Here is a 17,815-nt window from a genome sequence, read left to right as displayed (position 1 = left end):
GCGACAGTATGTGCAGTCACTAAAAACCCCCTCCCGTGAGGGGGTTTTTGTTTTTCAGCATGACGCTGTAAAAGCAGTCAGTCAGTGAAGAAAAGCCCGGAGAAGGTTGAACGAAACGGATTTTCTCGCGCATACTGCCAGACTGACTCAGGTAAAAAGGAACCGCACCATGGCTGAAGAGACTATTTTCAGTAAAATCATTCGCCGTGAAATTCCGGCCGATATTATCTACCAGGATGAACTGGTCACTGCTTTTCGCGATATTGCACCGAAAGCGCCGGTTCATGTACTGATTATCCCTAATGTGCTGATCCCCACGGCAAACGATGTTAAGCCAGCACATGAACATGCGCTGGGACGGATGATCACCGTGGCGGCGAAAATTGCCCGCGATGAAGGTATTGCTGAAGATGGCTACCGCCTGATCATGAACTGCAATCGCCACGGCGGTCAGGAGGTCTATCATATACATATGCACCTGGTGGGTGGTGAACCCCTGGGCCCGATGCTTGCTCAATAACCTCAGGCGGACCTGATATGCGTCAATGGCTGAGTGGCCTGCTATTATTGACTCTGGCAGGCTGCAGTAGTGATAAACCGATGATCAATACCTCGCAATCGCTGGTGATGGAGTCATCCGTGCTGTCTGCGGGGATCATTACTGACGAGCCAGAGCTTACCAGCCGCGACGGACAGCTGCAGGCGGCCAGCACGCTGCAAAATCTGCGTGAAGCGCCTGTTACGGTGCATTATCGTTTTTACTGGTATGACGATAAAGGACTGGAAATTGAGCCACAGGAGCCGGCACAGACGCAAACTGTTCCCGCACACGGCAGCGTAGTGGTGGCTTCGCAAATGGGCAATCTCACCGCCAGCAAAGTGCGGCTTTATCTTTATCTCTAAGGAGTAACCCCGTGATCCGCAGTGTTCAACGTTCTGGCGCGCTACTGTTTGCGCTGATGCTTACCGGCTGTGTGGTAAAACAGCAGACGCCGGCACCGGTCGAACCGACACAGCCGACGACCCCGGTTCAGCCGGAGCCGCAGCCGGAACCGCAACCCGTGCCGCCGCCGCAAAATGTGCCGCAGCCGCCTAAGTTAAAGACCATTAACTGGAGCGCCAGCGTCTCGCCGCTGGTGGCAAACATGGTACAGTCTGCCGGGGTGAATCCGGGCAGCGTGCTGCTGGTTGATCGCCTTAAAAACAGCACCAATGGCGCGCTGCAGACAGAAAAAGCCACCAGTGCGATTCAGAACGCGCTGGCAAATAACGGCAAATTCACCCTGGTGTCTGATGACCAGCTGAATCAGGCGCGGCAGACGCTGGGCCTCTCACCGGAAGACAGTCTGAATTCGCGCAGCAAAGCGATTGGCCTGGCGCGCATCGTCAATGCGCAGTATGTGCTTTACAGCAATGCGAAAGGCGAGGTGAAGTCACCCACGCTGCAGATGCAGCTGATGCTGGTACAGACCGGCGAAATCATCTGGTCAGGTAATGGTGCAACACAACCCTGATCCCGCGCTGGTTCATCTGGTGCAGCAACAGTGGCCGACGGCATCCGCCGCCGGCAATTTTTTCGCGCTGCCCGGGCTGAGCGGCAACAGTTTTAAAATCACGGGCGAGCAGGATACGCTGCTGGCGCGGCGCATACCCCTGCAGCCCATACCCTTTGTTAACCGGCAGCGCGAGTACCGTATTTTGCGCCAGCTGCGCGAGGCCGGCCTTGGGCCTGAACCGCTCAGCTGGCAGACTCCCTGGCTGCTGCAGCGCTGGCTGTCGGGCGAGGCGCTGACGCCTGCCGGCTTTGACGCGCAGCGCAGCCAAATAGTGACGCTGATCAGTACGCTGCACCGGCAGCCGCTGACCGGTTATCCGTTGCGGCTGCTGCCTCTGCTGCAGCACTACTGGCAGCGCTGCCGTCAGCGGCACTGGCGCTGGCTGAAGCGGCTGCAGCGGCTGCAGCGACAGGGTGAACCGCGCCCGCTGCGCCTTGCGCCGCTGCATATGGACGTCCACCCGGGTAATGTGATCGCCACGCCGGCCGGACTAAGGCTGATTGACTGGGAGTATGCGGCCGATGGCGACGTGGCGCTGGAACTGGCTGCCCTCTGCGCAGGGGCACCGGCGCAGGCCGCGGCGTGGACAGAAGAGTATGCCGCACTGACGCAAATGGATGGCGCCGTGCTGGCGCGTCAGATAGCGCGCTGGCAGCCGTGGCTGCAGCTGCTGATGGCGAGCTGGTATCAGCTGCGCGCCGAGCAGAGCGGAGAGGCAACTTTACAGCAGCTGGCGCAGGCCAGCTGGCAGGATATTTAACTCAGGAACAGAGCTATGACAATCAATGCACCCGGCCCGCTGATGCTGGACGTTGCGGGCTACACGCTGGACGCCGAAGAGCGCGAAATACTGCAGCACCCGCTGGTGGGCGGACTTATTCTGTTTACGCGCAACTTTCATGACGTTGCTCAGCTCCGCGAGCTGGTGCGTCAGATCCGCGCTGCTTCCCGCAACCGGCTGGTGGTGGCGGTTGATCAGGAAGGCGGACGCGTGCAGCGTTTCCGTGAAGGCTTTACACAGCTGCCGGCAATGCAATCCTTTGCTGCCCTGCACGATCTGACTACGGCAGGCGAACTGGCGCAGCAGGCGGGCTGGCAGATGGCGGCAGAAATGACCGGGCTTGATATTGATATCAGTTTTGCTCCGGTACTGGATATCGGACACATCAGCGCTGCGATAGGCGATCGGGCGTTTCATGCTGACCCTGCCATTGCGCTGCAGATCGCACGGCGCTTTATTAATGGCATGCGCGAAGCCGGTATGAAAACCACCGGTAAACATTTTCCCGGCCACGGCGCGGTCAGCGCGGATTCGCATAAAGAGACACCGCGCGACACGCGCGATGCAGCCACGCTGCGCCAGCACGATATGGCTATTTTTCAGCAGCTCATCAGTGAACAGCTGCTGGATGCGGTGATGCCAGCCCACGTTATCTATACCGATGTGGATCCGCTGCCCGCCAGCGGCTCGCCTTACTGGCTGCAGCAGGTACTGCGTCAGGAGCTCGCCTTTGACGGCGTGATATTCTCCGACGATCTGTCGATGGAGGGGGCTGCCGTGATGGGCAGCTATGCCGAAAGGGCGCAGCAGTCGCTGGATGCCGGGTGCGATATGATCCTGGTCTGCAACCAGCGGGCGGGCGCAATCAGCGTACTGGATAATCTGCAGGCGGGTCCGGCAGAGCGTATTGCGCGGCTCTGGCATCGCGGCCGGCACTCGCTGGATGCGCTACAGGACAGCGCGCGCTGGCGCCAGAATCAGCGTCAGCTCAGCGATCTGCAGACGCGCTGGCTGGCACATAACGCGCAGCCGTAAGCATGTCGAAACGCCGCGTTCCGCTCTGTGAATGCGGCGTTTGTCGTGTGATGCTATTCACAAAATGTGTAACATTCTGATAATCCCCGTGAAAGATTGATCTGCATCAATTTCCTTATGATCTGGTTCTGCCGGCGTGATATTCTGCCCTCAGCACGCGATTAACTATCGCCAACCCTATGTTTATTAAGGTTTTATTTAACCATTAATTAACCTTTGGTTTACAACTTTGAGGGGTCTGCATTGACTACAACCGTGGAAAAGATCGTCATTATTGGCGGAGGTGCCGGCGGCCTGGAGCTGGCAACGCAGCTGGGGCATAAGCTGGGCCGCAGCAAAAAAGCGGAGATTATTCTGGTTGACCGTAACCACAGTCATCTCTGGAAACCGCTGCTGCATGAGGTGGCGACCGGTTCTATGGATGAGGGCATCGATGCGCTGAGCTATCTGGCCCATGCCCGTAACCACGGCTTTCAGTTTCAGCTGGGATCGCTGACGCAGATCCACCGCGACCGCAAAACCATTGAACTGGCAGAAATCCGCGACGCTCAGGGTGAGATTCTGGTGCCACAGCGTGAGCTGGCGTGGGACCGTCTGGTGGTGGCGCTGGGCAGTACGTCCAACGATTTTGGTACGCCGGGCGTGAAAGATCACTGCATCTTCCTCGACAATCCGCATCAGGCGCGTCGCTTCCATAATGAGATGCTGAATCAGTTCCTGCGTTTTTCCGCCAGCGAAGGCGAATTGCAGAAAGTGAATATCGCCATTGTTGGCGGCGGCGCCACCGGCGTGGAGCTCTCCGCTGAACTCTACAATGCGGTGAAGCAGCTGCACAGCTACGGCTACAAAGGCCTCGACAGCAGCGCGCTCAACGTCACGCTGGTGGAAGCGGGTGAACGCATTCTGCCCGCGCTGCCGCCGCGTATCTCTGCAGCGGCGCATCAGGAGCTGACCAAACTGGGCGTGCGCGTTCTGACGCAGACCATGGTGACCAGCGCCGATGCTAAAGGGCTTAACACCAAAGAGGGTGAGTATATTGCTGCCGATCTGATGGTGTGGGCAGCAGGCATCAAAGCGCCTGACTTTATGAAAGAGATTGGCGGTCTGGAGACCAACCGCATTAACCAGCTGGTGGTAAAAGAGACGCTGCAGACCACGCGCGATGAAAATATCTATGCGCTTGGCGACTGCGCCTCCTGTGCGCTGCCCAATGGTGGCTTCGTACCGCCGCGCGCGCAGTCGGCACATCAGATGGCGTCGCGCGTGCTGGATAACATCCTGGCGCAGCGTAAAGGTAAGCCGCTGAAAGCGTATGTTTATAAAGATCACGGCTCGCTGGTTTCGCTGTCGCGCTTTACCACGGTAGGCAGCCTGATGGGTAACCTGATGCGCGGCTCAATGATGGTGGAAGGGCGTATTGCGCGCTTTGTCTATATCTCTTTGTATCGTATGCATCAGATTGCGCTCCATGGATACTTCAAGACCGGGTTAATGATGCTGGTCGGCAGTCTGAACCGCGTACTGCGTCCGCGACTTAAACTGCACTAATTAATCGCGGGCGACATGATGTCGCCCGCGCCTGTTTTACCGTCATTACATCGCTGCAAATCATCAGTTCACCGTAAGAATACCTGCCTTCAGCCTGCTGCTCGGAACTCTCCTAAAAGCTGGCCCTGCTGCGCTTATGCTGCGTTTCCTCCATTAATCTGATGTTGCAATTCCGGACCATCTGCAAAACTTATCTTCAGGAACACGGCGCGGCGCGCACGCCGGTTATGCCTCCGCTACAGCCTGTAGCGACGGGAATGCGCGGTAACACTGTCAGGAGGATATTCCTGTGAATAAATCAATGCTTGCGGGTATCGGAATCGGCGTAGCAGCAGCGCTGGGCGTGGCGGCGGTCGCCAGCATGAACGTGTTTGATCGCGGTCCGCAATTTGCTCAGGTGCTGTCAGCCACCCCGATTAAAGAGAGTATTAAACAGCCGCGTCAGGAGTGCCGTAACGTTACGCTGACGCACCGTCGTCCGGTACAGGATGAGAACCGCATTGCCGGTTCTGTGCTGGGTGCCGTCGCTGGCGGCGTGCTGGGTCATCAGTTCGGCGGCGGTCGCGGTCGCGATGTGGCTACCGTAGCGGGTGCGCTGGCCGGCGGCTACGGCGGTAATCAGGTGCAGGGCGCGCTGCAGGAGCGGGATACCTACACCACCAGCGAACAGCGCTGCAGAACGGTATACAGTAAACAGGAAAAGATGCTGGGTTATGATGTGACCTATAAAATAGGCGACCAGCAGGGCAAAATCCGCATGGAGAATGACCCTGGCACCCGCATCCCGCTTGACCGTAATGGTCAGCTCATCCTGAATTCGAATCAGGCCTGATTGGGCAAAGCTATTTCACAGCAAACCAGATAAAAAAAGCGCCGTAAGGCGCTTTTTTATTGTGTATCAGCCTGCCGGCAGCCGGTGCTTTGCCAGTTCGGTAATAAACTCCTGAACCCACTCCATGCGCAGCTTGCGTTCAGTCAGATCGCGCGTGAAGCGCAGCCGCGTCGGGCCATCCAGCTTCCACTGTGCCGGTTCTTTCTGCAGCAGGCTAATCAGCCAGCCGGGATCGATCTGGTTCTGTGGGGCAAACTCAAAGAAGCCGCCTTTGTCACTGGCTTCAATTTTGCGCACGCCCAGCTCGCGCGCGGCGAGGCGCAGCGCGGCAATATCCAGCAGATTGCGCGCGGCGTCAGGCAGTTTACCGAAGCGGTCAATCATCTCTACCCGCAGTTCAGCCAGGTCCTGCTCGTCGGCGGCGCTGGCAATCCGTTTATAGAGTGAAAGACGGGTGCTGACATCGGGAATGAAATCATCCGGCAGCAGCGCCGGCATCCGCAGTTCTATCTCGGTCTGATTGCTGGTCAGATCTTCCAGCGACGGCTCACGTCCCGCTTTCAGCGCATCCACCGCGTTTTCCAGCAGCTCCATATAGAGCGTAAAGCCGATGCTCTCCATCTGACCGCTTTGATCTTCACCCAGCAGCTCACCGGCGCCGCGAATTTCAAGATCGTGCGTCGCCAGCGCAAAGCCGGCGCCAAGATCTTCCAGCGAAGCGATCGCTTCCAGCCGCTTCTGGGCATCGGTGGTCATCGCTTTGGGGTGGGGGGTCAGCAGCCAGGCGTAGGCCTGGTGGTGCGAACGACCCACGCGGCCACGCAGCTGATGCAGCTGTGCCAGACCAAAGTGATCGGCACGCTCAATGATAATGGTGTTGGCGCTGGGTACATCAATACCGGTTTCAATAATGGTGGTACAGACCAGCACATTAAAACGCTGGTGATGGAAATCGTTCATCACCCGCTCCAGATCGCGCTCGCGCATCTGGCCGTGACCAATTGCGATACGCGCTTCCGGCACCAGATCCGCCAGCCGCTGCGCCGCTTTCTCAATGTTTTCCACATCATTATAGAGGTAGTAAACCTGGCCACCGCGCAGCACTTCGCGCAGAATCGCTTCACGCACCACCAGACTGTCATATTCACGCACAAAGGTTTTTACCGCCAGGCGGCGGGCGGGCGGCGTGGCGATAATCGACAGATCGCGCATTCCGCTCATCGCCATATTCAGCGTACGCGGAATCGGTGTGGCGGTCAGCGTCAGGATATCGACGTCGGCGCGCATCGCCTTGATGCGCTCTTTATGCCGCACGCCAAAGCGGTGCTCTTCATCCACAATCAGCAGCCCGAGGTCGCGCCATTTGAGATCGCTCATCAGCAGTTTGTGCGTGCCGATCAGAATATCGATTTTGCCTTCGCTCGCCTGCTCCAGTACCTGCGCCTGCTCTTTAGCGCTGCGGAAGCGTGACAGCATCTCGATACGCACCGGCCAGTTGGCAAAGCGATCGCGGAAGTTATCATAGTGCTGCTGCGCCAGCAGGGTGGTGGGAACCAGCACCGCCACCTGCTTGGTGTTCTCTACGGCCAGAAACGCCGCGCGCATCGCCACTTCCGTTTTACCAAAGCCCACGTCGCCACACACCAGGCGATCCATCGCCAGCGGCTGGCACATATCACTCAACACGGCGTTAATCGCTTGCGCCTGATCCGGCGTGGTTTCAAACGGAAAGCCTTCGCAGAACAGCCGGTACTGTTCGCGATCGTGCTTAAAGGCGTAGCCGCTCTTCGCGGCACGCTGGGCGTAGATATCCAGCAGTTCCGCCGCCACATCGCGCACTTTTTCTGCCGCTTTCTGCCGCGCGCGTGACCAGGCATCACTGCCAAGCTTGTGCAGTGGCGCATTGTCATCGGCGCCGCCGGCGTAGCGGCTGATCAGATGCAGTGAGGAGACCGGCACATAAAGTTTGGCGTCGCCGGCGTAGGAGAGCATCAGGTACTCCGCCACAATCCCGCCGGCCTCAAGCGTGGTGAGTCCGATATAGCGTCCGACGCCGTGCTCCAGGTGCACCACCGGCTGCCCGGGATGCAGCTCCGCCAGGTTGCGGATCAGCACGTCCGGATTGATGGTGCGGCGGTTATCCTGCCGGCGTCGGCTGACGCGCTCGCCCAGCAGATCGCTTTCACAGATCAGCGCGCGGCCGCGTAACGTATCAATAAAGCCACGCTCGCTGGCGCCTATCATCAGGCTGTAGGGCTGAGCCGCTGCTTCGCTGAAGTGCTCAACCGGCTGAGGGCGTAGCTTAATGCGCGCCAGCAGCTCCTGCAGGCTTTCCCGCCGGCCTTCGCTCTCTACCGAGAAAATCACCTGGCCGCTAAACTGCTCCAGAAACTGGCGCAGCAGATCGAGTGGGGCTTTCGCCTGGGCCTGCACGGTCAGTTCCGGCAGCGGTTCATACGCCAGGTTGGTATTGGCCGCTTTTTCCGGCAGCGTTTCTGCCGTGAGCTGCATGCGCGGCCAGTCTTTCAGTTCGCTGAGCAGCGCATCGGGTCGCAGCCAGAGCGTGGCCGGCTCCAGCAGCGGACGCATCGGATCGATGCGCCGGTTTTCAAAGCGCGCGTGCGCATCCTGCCAGAAGCGCTCCGCGCTGCCGGGCAGATCGCCACAGTTCAGCACCAGCGTGCTGGCGGGCAGGTAGCTGAACAGCGTGGGCAGCGGCTGCTCAAAAAACAGCGGCTGCCAGTATTCGATGCCGGAGGGCAGCGTGCCTTTACTGACCTGCTGATAGATATGCTCCGGCTCGCGGCGCACGTCGAAAATCTCGCGCCAGCGGGTGCGAAACAGCTCAATCGCCGCTTTGTCAGTGGGAAATTCGTGCGCCGGCAGGAGGTTGATTGCGTCCACTGATTCCAGCGTGCGCTGGCTGTCAACGTCGAACAGGCGCAGGCTGTCGATTTCATCATCAAAAAAGTCGATGCGATAGGGCTGGTCGCTGCCCATCGGGAAGAGATCGAGCAGGGCACCGCGCGTGGCGTATTCGCCGTGCTCCATCACCTGATCGACGTGGCGATAACCCGCCTGCTCCAGCTGATCGCGTAGCGCGTCGCGTGACAGTTTTTGTCCCTGCTGCATCACCAGCGCATGCCCGTGCAGAAAACTATGCGGGCAGACGCGCTGCATCAGCGTATTCACGGGCAGGATCAGCATGCCGCGTGCCAGCATCGGCAGCTGATAAAGCGTAGAGAGGCGTGCTGAAATAATATCCTGGTGGGGCGAAAAGCTGTCGTAAGGCAGCGTTTCCCAGTCCGGCAGGTTAATGACCGGCAGGTCGGTAAACTGACGGATCTCCTCCTGCAGCCGCAGCGCGGATTGCATATCCGGGGTGATCATCAACACCGGACCCTGATGGCGTTCGGTGATACTGGCGCACTCAACCGCCTGCGCGGCGCCGACCAGCTGGCCGAGCTGACGATGGTCTCCTGCTTTGGCAGGCAGGGTATAACGATGCTGTTCCGACATAGGGTCTCGACGTGCTCTCCTTGTATTTCAGGGCGTCATCATTCCATAAACCGCCCTGATGATCATCTCTCCATTGTGCCCGCAGGCAGGCCGGAAGGGAGCGACAGCGACTCCGCGCTATCAGCCTGACAGATATAATAGTCCCGATATGCCAGTGATGGTATGCGCGCGCCGCCCGCTGCAGCCGTTCGTACAGCTTTTGTTCGCCCGTGTGACCGGCCGCGCCGGCCGCTGCGAGAGAAATCTGGCCTGTGACGCGGCAGGGACGCATTTTGATGCAACTTCGCTCATCACTCAGTGGGTTAGAGGTTTCATAAAGCAGGCGGCTCCATTATCATCCCTCTACCTTATTATCAGGCAATGGCCAGAACGGAACTCATGTATCAACCAGTTGCGCTATTTATCGGTTTACGCTACATGCGTGGACGGGCTTCAGACCGCTTTGGTCGCTTCGTCTCCTGGCTTTCCACTATCGGCATTACCCTGGGCGTGATGGCGCTGGTGACCGTGCTGTCGGTGATGAACGGCTTTGAGCGTGAGCTGGAGGGAAATATCCTGGGGCTGATGCCGCAGGCGCTCATTACCAGCGACAAAGGCAGTATCGATCCGCAGCAGCTGCCGGCTGACAGCCTGAAGCTGCAGGGCGTCACGCGCGTTGCGCCCCTGACCACCGCTGATGTGGTGCTGCAGAGTGCGCACAATGTGTCGGTTGGCGTGATGCTGGGAATAAACCCGGACGAACCCGATCCGCTCACGCCTTACCTGGTCAACACGCAGCAGCAGGTGCTGCAGGCGGGCCACTATAATGTGATCCTCGGTGAGCAGCTCGCTTCACAGCTTGGCGTGAAGCGGGGCGACGCGCTGCGTCTGATGGTGCCGTCGGTGAGCCAGTTTACTCCGGTCGGGCGCCTGCCCAGCCAGCGCATCTTTACCGTTGCCGGCACTTATGCGGCGAATAGTGAAGTAGATGGCTATCAGATCCTGGTCAACCAGCAGGATGCGTCACGCGTTATGCGCTATCCGGCAGGCAACATCACCGGCTGGCGGCTCTGGCTGGAAAAGCCGCTGAGCGTGGATACGCTGAGCACCCAGCCGCTGCCGCAGGGCACGGTGTGGAAAGACTGGCGCGAGCGCAAAGGCGATCTTTTCCAGGCGGTACGCATGGAAAAAAATATGATGGGGCTGCTGCTGAGTCTGATTATTGCCGTAGCGGCGTTCAATATCATTACCTCGCTGGGTCTGCTGATTATGGAGAAGCAGGGCGAGGTGGCGATACTGCAGACGCAGGGCCTGACCCGGCGGCAGATCGTCGCGGTCTTTATGGTGCAGGGCGCGAGTGCCGGGATCATTGGTGCGCTGCTGGGTGCGCTGCTGGGCGTGCTGCTGGCCAGCCAGCTGAATACGCTGATGCCGGTCATCGGTTTGTTTCTTGAGGGCGCGGCGCTGCCGGTGGACATTAATCCCTGGCAGGTGGTGATTATCGCTCTGGTCTCCATGACGGTTGCGCTGCTCTCAACCCTTTATCCCTCCTGGCGCGCTGCCGCCGTTCAACCCGCTGAGGCTCTACGTTATGAGTAATACCCCTTTGTTGCAGTGTCGCGACCTGTGCAAACGCTATCAGGAAGGCAGCGTGCAGACCGATGTGCTGCGCAACGTGGCTTTCAGCCTGCAGCCCGGTGAGCTGACGGCGATTGTCGGCAGCTCCGGCTCAGGTAAAAGTACGCTCCTGCATCTGCTGGGCGGGCTGGATGCGCCTACCTCGGGCGACGTGGTGTTTGATGGCCGCTCGCTGAATGCCATGAGCGCTTCCGCGAAAGCAGAGCTGCGCAACCGCGAGCTGGGCTTTATCTATCAGTTCCACCACCTGTTGCCTGACTTCAGCGCGCTGGAAAACGTGGCGATGCCGCTGCTGATTGGCAAAACGGCCAAAGCGGAAGCAGAGAGCCGCGCACGTGAAATGCTGGCGGCGGTCGGACTGGAGAAGCGCGCCGCGCATCGTCCCTCTGAGCTGTCAGGCGGCGAGCGGCAGCGTGTGGCGATAGCCCGGGCGCTGGTCAACCGTCCGCGTCTGGTGATGGCGGATGAGCCAACCGGTAACCTCGACGCGCGCAACGCCGATGCAATATTTGAACTGCTGGGCGAGCTTAACGTGCGTCAGGGCACCGCTTTTCTGGTGGTAACACACGATCTGCAGCTGGCAAAACGCCTGACGCGGCAGATGGAAATGCGTGACGGACAGCTGAGCGATCGCCTGACGCTGGGAGCTGAGGCATGACCTCTTCTCTCTCACTGTTGCTGGGGCTGCGTTTCAGCCGGGGCCGGCGGCGTGGCGGCATGGTATCGCTGATTTCAGTGATCTCCACCGTGGGGATCGCGCTGGGCGTGGCCGTACTGATCATCGGCCTCAGCGCGATGAACGGTTTTGAGCGTGAGCTGAATAACCGCATTCTGGCTGTCGTTCCGCACGGTGAAATTGAGCCGGTCGACGGACCGCTGCGCGACTGGCAATCCCTGATAGCTCCGATGGAGCAGGTGTCCGGCATCGCGGCGGCGGCGCCCTATGTTAACTTTACCGGCTTGATCGAGAGCGGGGCCAGGCTGCAGGCGCTGCAGGTAAAAGGGGTTGATCCGCAGCAGGAGTCGCGACTCAGCGCACTGCCGCAGTTTGTCGCTGGCGACGCCTGGTCACAGTTTGCTGCCGGCAAACAGCAGATTATTTTAGGCGGCGGCATTGCCAAATCGCTGAACGTGAAGCAGGGCAGCTGGATCACCATCATGATCCCGAACAGCAGCGCGGACAATAAGCTGCAGCAGCCGAAGCGCATCCGGCTGCAGGTCAGCGGTATTCTGCAGCTGAGCGGTATGCTCGATCACAGCCTGGCGCTGGTGCCGCTGGCGGATGCGCAGCGTTATCTGGGTCTGGGCGACAGCGTCAGCGGTATCGCGCTGAAGATGCACGATCCGTTTCAGGCGCAAAAGCTGGTGCGCTCGGCCGGTGAGGTAGCCCACGCCTATGTTTACATCAAAAGCTGGATTGGCACCTACGGCTACATGTATCGCGATATCCAGATGATCCGCGCCATTATGTATCTGGCGATGGTGCTGGTGATTGGCGTCGCCTGTTTCAATATCGTTTCCACCCTGGTGATGGCGGTCAAAGATAAGAGCGCAGATATTGCCGTGCTGCGTACCCTGGGGGCGAAAGATGGGCTTATCCGCGCTATCTTTATCTGGTACGGGCTGCTGGCGGGTCTGCTGGGCAGCGTCAGCGGCGTGGTCACCGGCGTGCTGGTGGCGCTGAACCTGACGCCGGTGATGCGCGGCATCGAACATCTGACCGGGCATACGCTGCTGGCAGGCGATATCTACTTTATCGACTTCCTGCCATCGGAACTGCACTGGCTTGATGTTGTCACTGTACTGGCAACCGCTATCGTGCTGAGCCTGATTGCCAGCTGGTATCCGGCCCGGCGCGCCAGCCGCCTCGACCCGGCCCGTGTGCTGAGCGGTCAGTAGCCATCCTGGCAGCCGCTCCGGCGGCTGCGTACAGATTCAGCGTCTGCGCAGGGCGGTATCGCCGCGCAGTCGTTATTATCGGGACAACATTGCCCACTACAACACCCGAAACACGGCGTACCGCGCCGCAGATCAAGGAGTTTTTATGCGCATACAGCGCCGCCGCCTACGACTCGCCCGCGACAGGAAAAACCGCCGTAAAGTGCATCAGCGCTTTCGCCAGCGCATTTTTGAGCGCGATCGCAGCGCTGAACTCGCCGCGCATCCGCTGCCGCGCGTTGTGGTGCTGACCGGTGCCGGCATTTCGGCCGAATCAGGTATCCGGACTTTTCGCGCCTCTGACGGCCTGTGGGAAGAGCATCGCATTGAAGATGTCGCCACCCCGGAAGGATTCCGTCGCGATCCGGCGCTGGTTCAGCGCTTTTATAATATTCGCCGCCAGCAGCTGCAGCAGCCGGAGATCCAGCCTAACGCCGCGCACCTGGCGCTGGCAGAACTGGAGCAGGCGCTGGGCGATAATTTTCTGCTGGTCACACAGAACATCGACAATCTGCACGAGCGTGCCGGCAGCCAGCGCGTGCTGCATATGCATGGTGAACTGCTGAAAGTACGCTGTGAAGAGAGCGGCCAGGTGGTGACGTGGTATAGCGACGTCACTGCAGACGATCGCTGCACCTGCTGTCAGTTTCCGGCCCGGCTGCGGCCGCATGTAGTATGGTTTGGCGAAATGCCGCTCGGCATGGAAGAGATCTATGAGGCGATGCAGCAGGTCGATCTGTTTATCGCCATCGGCACCTCAGGGCATGTCTATCCCGCCGCCGGCTTTGTGCATGAAGCCACGCTGCAGGGTGCGCACACGGTTGAGCTGAACCTGGAGCCGAGTCAGGTGGGCAATGAGTTTGCTGAAGGAAAGTATGGTCTGGCAAGCGAAGTGGTACCGGCATTTGTGCAGCGCCTGCTGGAGAGCCTGGTGCACTAAACCGGGCGCCCGTGCGGCGCCCGGCTGAGCCATCAGCGGCCGGCTTTCAGCTTCTGAAACAGCGTTTCATACTGTACGCTGGCGGCCCCGACGTCATTCTGCCATTCGCCTTTTCTGATCACATCAGCTGGCGGGTAGAGTGACGGATCCTGCGCTACGGCCGCAGGCAGCAGCTTCTTCGCTGCCAGATTAGGCGTCGGGTAGCCAATGGTTTCTGCCACCTGAGCTGCCACCTCAGGGCGCAGCAGGAAGTTGATCAACTTCAGCGCCCCCTCCCGGTTTTTCGCGTTGGCCGGGATCGCCAGATTATCCATCCAGAAAATGCCGCCTTCTGCCGGCCAGACTATGCTCAGCGGGGTGCCCGCCTGACGCGCCACATAAGCGGAGCCGTTCCAGATCATCCCGACGTTCACTTCGCCCTCCATAAACGGGTTGCCCGGATTATCGGAGTTAAACGCCAGTACGTTGGGCATCAGCTTTTTCAGCTCCTCCCAGGCAGCGGTGATCTGCGCCGGGTCCTGCGTATTGCCGGAATACCCGAGCTTGCGCAGCGCCATCTGGAACACTTCGCGCGCATCATCCGTCAGCAGCAGACTCTGCTTATACTCCGGTTTCCAGAGATCAGCCCAGCGGGTGATCGTTTTGGGATCGATCTCATCGCTGTTGACACCGATGGCAGTCGCGCCCCAGATATAGGGAACAGAGTAGTCGTTACCGGGATCAAACGGCTTGTTAAGCAGGTCGGGATCGAGATTCTTAAAGTTGCTCAGCTGCGCTTTGTCGATCTTCTGCAGCATCCCCTCATTACGCATTTTGGCCACAAAATAGGTTGAGGGCACCACCAGATCGTAAGCGCCATCTTTCCAGGTTTTCAGCTTGGCGTACATGCTCTCATTGGATTCATAGGTGGAGTAGATCACTTTGATCCCGGTCTCTTTGGTAAACTGCTCCAGCAGACCCGGCGGCACATATTCCGTCCAGTTGTAGAAGTAGAGCGTCTTGTCATCAGCCTGCGCGCTCTGCATACACAGCGCCAGCGCTCCGGCGACCAGCCAGCAAGATTGTCTTTTCATGGGGTATCCTCTATTGGGTTTTATCACGGAGCAGTAACTGACTCACCGCCACCAGCAGCAGCGACAGTAGCAGCAGGATCGTCGCCAGCGCGTTCACTTCGGGTGAAACACCGACCTTCACCATGGAGTAGATCTTCAGCGGCAGGATCTCAAACCCCGGTCCGGTAACGAATGACGAGACCACCACGTCATCCATAGAGAGGGTAAAACTCAGCAGCCAGCCCGCCGCTACGGCCGGCATCGCCAGCGGCAGCAGGATTTTACGCAAAATGGTCATTTCGCTGGCACCGAGATCTTTTGCCGCCTCCAGCATACGGACATCAAATCCTTTCAGGCGCGAGTAAACGGTAATCACCACAAAAGGCAGGCAGAAGGTGATATGCGAAAACAGCAGCGACCAGAAGCCGAGCGAGATACCCAGCAGCATAAACAGCACCAGCAGGGAGATTGCCATGACAATATCCGGCGACATCATCACCACAAACAGCATGCCGCTGACGAAAGGTTTACCGCGAAAACGGTAGCGGTAGAGCGCGACTGCCGTCAGCGCCCCGATCAGCGTGGCGCAGGTTGCGGATAGCACACCCATGATAAGCGAGTGCTGTGCTGCCTGAATCAGACTGTCGTTATTCAGCAGCAGCTGATACCAGCGCATGCTGAATCCCTGCCAGTTAATGCCGAAGCGCGAAGCATTAAAAGAGTTCACGATCAGGATAATCATCGGAATATAGAGCCAGGCGTAAATCGCGGTCATAAAGCCACCGCGTAGCAGACGCGTCATCATGAGAGATCCACCCGGTTATTCAGCAGCCGCGCCGCACGCCAGTAGAACAGCAGCATAATGCCCATCAGCAGCGTCATCACCACGCTGGTTGCTGCACCAAACGGCCAGTCGCGGATGTTCAGAAACTGGCTCTTGATAATGTTACCAATCAGCAGATTTCGGGCACCGCCCATAAGATCCGCCACGTAAAACATGCCCATCGCCGGGATAAACACCAGCAGGCAGCCGGCGACGATGCCAGGCAGGGTCAGCGGCAGAATAATGCGTACAACCGTCTGTAGCTTACTGGCACCGAGATCGCGCGCTGCTTCAAGATACGATCGGTCGAGCTTCTCCAGGCTGGAGTAGAGCGGCAGCACCATGAACGGCAGCAGAATATAGATTAAACCCAGGATCACCGCTTCAGAGGTGAACATGATACGAAAAGGTTTGTCTGTCACGCCAAGCCAGAGCAGAACGTCGTTCAGCCAGCCGCGGGTGCTGAGAAAGATCTTCAGCCCATAGATGCGGATCAGCGAGTTGGTCCAGAAGGGTACAATCAGCAAAAAAAGCATCAGCGGACGCAGCCGCGGCGAGAGCCGGGTCAGGCACCAGGCAAACGGATAGCCCAGCAGCAGACAGCACAGGGTGGCGATAAACGCCATGTTCAGCGAATGCAGCAGCACGCTGGCGTAGAGCGGGTCGAGCAGGCGGCGATAGTTATCAAAGGTCCATACCATGCTGACAAAATGCGCATCATCGCGCGTCAGAAAGCTGGTGGCGATAATCATCAGATTAGGTAACAGCACAAACAGCGCCAGCCAGCTGACAATCAGGGCAACAATCGCTTTCTGCAGACGATTACGCATCAGTTTCATAGGGCAGTACCACCTCCCAGTCCGGCACCCAGCGGATGGCCATTTTTTGATTCAGCGAGTGGTCAAAATCGGGGTCATCTTCGTTAAAGAACTCGCTGACCGTCAGCAGCTTGCCGTTCTCCAGTTCCACCGAGGACTCCAGGGTCATGCCTTTATAGCTGCGGTCGCGAACAAAACCGGTCAGATACTCGCTGCGGCTGTCATGGGCAATCTCTTCAACGCGCAGATCTTCCGGGCGCAGCAGTACGTGCAGTTTATCACCGGGCGCCACCGGGAACGGGCAGTGCAGATCGCAGGCGATGCCTTCAACGCGCGCGCGGATCCTGGGCGCGCGGTCGCACGCGATCACCTCGGCGTCAAAGACGTTGATTTCACCGATAAAACGCGCCACAAACAGATTGCCCGGCTCTTCATAAATTTCACGCGGCGTGCCATCCTGCTCAATGCGACCATCGCGCATCACCACGATGCGGTCTGACATGGAGAGCGCCTCTTCCTGATCGTGGGTGACAAAGACAAAGGTGATACCCAGTTTGCGCTGCAGCGCTTTCAGCTCGTTCTGCATCTGACGACGCAGCTTATAATCCAGTGCCGAGAGAGACTCATCCAGCAGCAGCACTTTTGGCCGGTTGACCACGGCGCGGGCAATAGCCACCCGCTGCTGCTGTCCCCCTGAGAGCTGGTGCGGGCGCCGGTCGGCAAAACGCTCCAGCTGCACCATAGCCAGCACTTCATCAACACGCTGCACGATTTCACCGGCGGGGCGCTTCTGCATGCGCAGACCAAATGCGACGTTTTCAAACACGGACATATGCGGAAACAGCGCGTAGCTCTGAAACACGGTATTGATATGACGCTGTTCGGCGGGCGTATCGGTAATATCGCTGCCATCCAGTGTGATACGGCCGCTGTCGGTGGTTTCCAGTCCGGCAAGCAGGCGCAAAATGGTGGTTTTCCCGCAGCCTGACGGACCGAGCAGGGTAATAAACTCCCCGTGTCCGATATGCAGGTCGAAATCTGAGATGATGGTTTTCCCATCGAAAGCTTTACTGATGCCAGAAAGCGTAACCAGCGCCTGTTGTGCGCATGTTTGCGTCATTTTAGTCACTCAGTCTGAAGGGAGCAGGATACCGCCTCGCTGCCGGCGACAGCGAGCCGTAGTGAAGGCGGGATAATACCTGAAAATTTATGTAATGCCATGGTTTACCGCTGAATTACCTGGAAAAGAGGGCAAATTACCGAACTATGCATGGCACGTCAGCCGGCAATAATTTACCTGGTACAGTACCCGGCAGGCAGGCTAACCTAAAGAAGAGTGATATAACGCAACGCGGC

16 protein-coding genes are annotated in these 17,815 nt (G+C 58.6%); 11 read left to right on the top strand and 5 right to left on the bottom strand.

All coding sequences use genetic code 11. From position 1 onward, the window contains the following. Positions 1-169: 169 nt before the first annotated feature. The 7 genes from hinT (at position 170) to B3041_RS10035 (ending at position 5,752) form a co-directional block, all read left to right on the top strand. Positions 170-520: a purine nucleoside phosphoramidase gene (gene hinT / locus B3041_RS10065; protein WP_065649585.1), complete on the top strand. Its 351-nt coding sequence runs from the start codon at positions 170-172 to the stop codon at positions 518-520. A gap of 17 nt (positions 521-537) precedes the next feature. Then, a complete protein-coding gene (locus B3041_RS10060; protein ID WP_065649584.1) occupies positions 538-903 on the top strand; it encodes a YcfL family protein in 366 nt (121 codons plus the stop codon). A gap of 11 nt (positions 904-914) precedes the next feature. Further along, complete coding sequence (lpoB, locus tag B3041_RS10055; RefSeq protein ID WP_065649583.1) at positions 915-1,514, top strand: penicillin-binding protein activator LpoB; 600 nt, start codon at positions 915-917, stop codon at positions 1,512-1,514. Further along, on the top strand, positions 1,495-2,316 hold the full coding sequence (gene thiK / locus B3041_RS10050; protein WP_292972035.1) for a thiamine kinase: 822 nt from the start codon (positions 1,495-1,497) through the stop codon (positions 2,314-2,316). Before lpoB ends, thiK begins: the two co-directional genes overlap by 20 nt. 15 nt (positions 2,317-2,331) lie before the next feature. Beyond that, a complete protein-coding gene (nagZ, locus tag B3041_RS10045) occupies positions 2,332-3,372 on the top strand; it encodes a beta-N-acetylhexosaminidase (RefSeq protein ID WP_065649581.1) in 1,041 nt (346 codons plus the stop codon). Between the two features lie 243 nt (positions 3,373-3,615). After that, positions 3,616-4,920, top strand: coding sequence for an NAD(P)/FAD-dependent oxidoreductase (locus B3041_RS10040; protein WP_065649580.1), 1,305 nt, complete (start codon positions 3,616-3,618; stop codon positions 4,918-4,920). Between the two features lie 289 nt (positions 4,921-5,209). Then, positions 5,210-5,752, top strand: coding sequence for a glycine zipper 2TM domain-containing protein (locus tag B3041_RS10035; RefSeq protein ID WP_039383872.1), 543 nt, complete (start codon positions 5,210-5,212; stop codon positions 5,750-5,752). Between the two features lie 66 nt (positions 5,753-5,818). Here the strand turns inward: B3041_RS10035 and mfd are convergent, their stop codons facing one another. Continuing rightward, positions 5,819-9,271, bottom strand: coding sequence for a transcription-repair coupling factor (gene mfd, locus B3041_RS10030; RefSeq protein WP_292972028.1), 3,453 nt, complete (start codon positions 9,269-9,271; stop codon positions 5,819-5,821). Positions 9,272-9,649: 378 nt separating this feature from the next. Between mfd and lolC the strand changes: the two genes are divergently transcribed. The 4 genes from lolC to cobB all read left to right on the top strand — a co-directional run bounded on the left by lolC (position 9,650) and on the right by cobB (position 13,766). Then, the gene (lolC, locus tag B3041_RS10025; RefSeq protein ID WP_065649578.1) at positions 9,650-10,849 is read left to right on the top strand and encodes a lipoprotein-releasing ABC transporter permease subunit LolC; all 1,200 of its coding nucleotides are present in this window, start codon (positions 9,650-9,652) and stop codon (positions 10,847-10,849) included. Continuing rightward, entirely contained in the window at positions 10,842-11,546 is a 705-nt protein-coding gene (gene lolD, locus B3041_RS10020; protein ID WP_292972025.1) for a lipoprotein-releasing ABC transporter ATP-binding protein LolD, read from the top strand. The genes lolC and lolD overlap by 8 nt, the downstream gene beginning before the upstream one ends. Next, on the top strand, positions 11,543-12,787 hold the full coding sequence (lolE, locus tag B3041_RS10015) for a lipoprotein-releasing ABC transporter permease subunit LolE (protein WP_292972022.1): 1,245 nt from the start codon (positions 11,543-11,545) through the stop codon (positions 12,785-12,787). The genes lolD and lolE overlap by 4 nt, the downstream gene beginning before the upstream one ends. Before the next feature lie 145 nt (positions 12,788-12,932). After that, positions 12,933-13,766: a Sir2 family NAD+-dependent deacetylase gene (cobB, locus tag B3041_RS10010; protein ID WP_065649575.1), complete on the top strand. Its 834-nt coding sequence runs from the start codon at positions 12,933-12,935 to the stop codon at positions 13,764-13,766. Positions 13,767-13,798: 32 nt separating this feature from the next. Here the strand turns inward: cobB and potD are convergent, their stop codons facing one another. Genes potD through potA form a run of 4 tightly spaced genes read right to left on the bottom strand, consistent with a single transcriptional unit; the run spans position 13,799 to position 17,579 of the window. Then, complete coding sequence (gene potD, locus B3041_RS10005; protein WP_065649574.1) at positions 13,799-14,839, bottom strand: spermidine/putrescine ABC transporter substrate-binding protein PotD; 1,041 nt, start codon at positions 14,837-14,839, stop codon at positions 13,799-13,801. Between the two features lie 10 nt (positions 14,840-14,849). Next, on the bottom strand, positions 14,850-15,623 hold the full coding sequence (potC, locus tag B3041_RS10000) for a spermidine/putrescine ABC transporter permease PotC (protein ID WP_065649573.1): 774 nt from the start codon (positions 15,621-15,623) through the stop codon (positions 14,850-14,852). Next, entirely contained in the window at positions 15,620-16,471 is an 852-nt protein-coding gene (potB, locus tag B3041_RS09995) for a spermidine/putrescine ABC transporter permease PotB (protein ID WP_167350687.1), read from the bottom strand. Before potB ends, potC begins: the two co-directional genes overlap by 4 nt. Continuing rightward, complete coding sequence (gene potA, locus B3041_RS09990; protein WP_065649571.1) at positions 16,464-17,579, bottom strand: spermidine/putrescine ABC transporter ATP-binding protein PotA; 1,116 nt, start codon at positions 17,577-17,579, stop codon at positions 16,464-16,466. The genes potB and potA overlap by 8 nt, the downstream gene beginning before the upstream one ends. Between the last annotated feature and the right edge of the window lie 236 nt (positions 17,580-17,815).

Origin of the sequence: Pantoea sp. UBA4549 (assembly GCF_002387285.1) — a bacterium.
GTDB classification, from domain to species: domain Bacteria; phylum Pseudomonadota; class Gammaproteobacteria; order Enterobacterales; family Enterobacteriaceae; genus Pantoea; species Pantoea borealis.
Note: the sequence above shows the minus strand (reverse complement) of the source record. Positions and strands in the feature narration are given on the sequence as shown.

Bases quoted from the DNA above. Each gene is read 5' to 3' on its own strand.
- hinT (WP_065649585.1), top strand. From the start codon at position 170: ATGGCTGAAGAGACTATTTTCAGTAAAATCATTCGCCGTGAAATTCCG.
- B3041_RS10060 (WP_065649584.1), top strand. From the start codon at position 538: ATGCGTCAATGGCTGAGTGGCCTGCTATTATTGACTCTGGCAGGCTGC.
- thiK (WP_292972035.1), top strand. From the start codon at position 1,495: ATGGTGCAACACAACCCTGATCCCGCGCTGGTTCATCTGGTGCAGCAA.
- nagZ (WP_065649581.1), top strand. From the start codon at position 2,332: ATGACAATCAATGCACCCGGCCCGCTGATGCTGGACGTTGCGGGCTAC.
- mfd (WP_292972028.1), bottom strand. From the start codon at position 9,271: ATGTCGGAACAGCATCGTTATACCCTGCCTGCCAAAGCAGGAGACCAT.
- lolC (WP_065649578.1), top strand. From the start codon at position 9,650: ATGTATCAACCAGTTGCGCTATTTATCGGTTTACGCTACATGCGTGGA.
- lolD (WP_292972025.1), top strand. From the start codon at position 10,842: ATGAGTAATACCCCTTTGTTGCAGTGTCGCGACCTGTGCAAACGCTAT.
- lolE (WP_292972022.1), top strand. From the start codon at position 11,543: ATGACCTCTTCTCTCTCACTGTTGCTGGGGCTGCGTTTCAGCCGGGGC.
- cobB (WP_065649575.1), top strand. From the start codon at position 12,933: ATGCGCATACAGCGCCGCCGCCTACGACTCGCCCGCGACAGGAAAAAC.
- potD (WP_065649574.1), bottom strand. From the start codon at position 14,839: ATGAAAAGACAATCTTGCTGGCTGGTCGCCGGAGCGCTGGCGCTGTGT.
- potC (WP_065649573.1), bottom strand. From the start codon at position 15,623: ATGATGACGCGTCTGCTACGCGGTGGCTTTATGACCGCGATTTACGCC.
- potB (WP_167350687.1), bottom strand. From the start codon at position 16,471: ATGCGTAATCGTCTGCAGAAAGCGATTGTTGCCCTGATTGTCAGCTGG.
- potA (WP_065649571.1), bottom strand. From the start codon at position 17,579: ATGACGCAAACATGCGCACAACAGGCGCTGGTTACGCTTTCTGGCATC.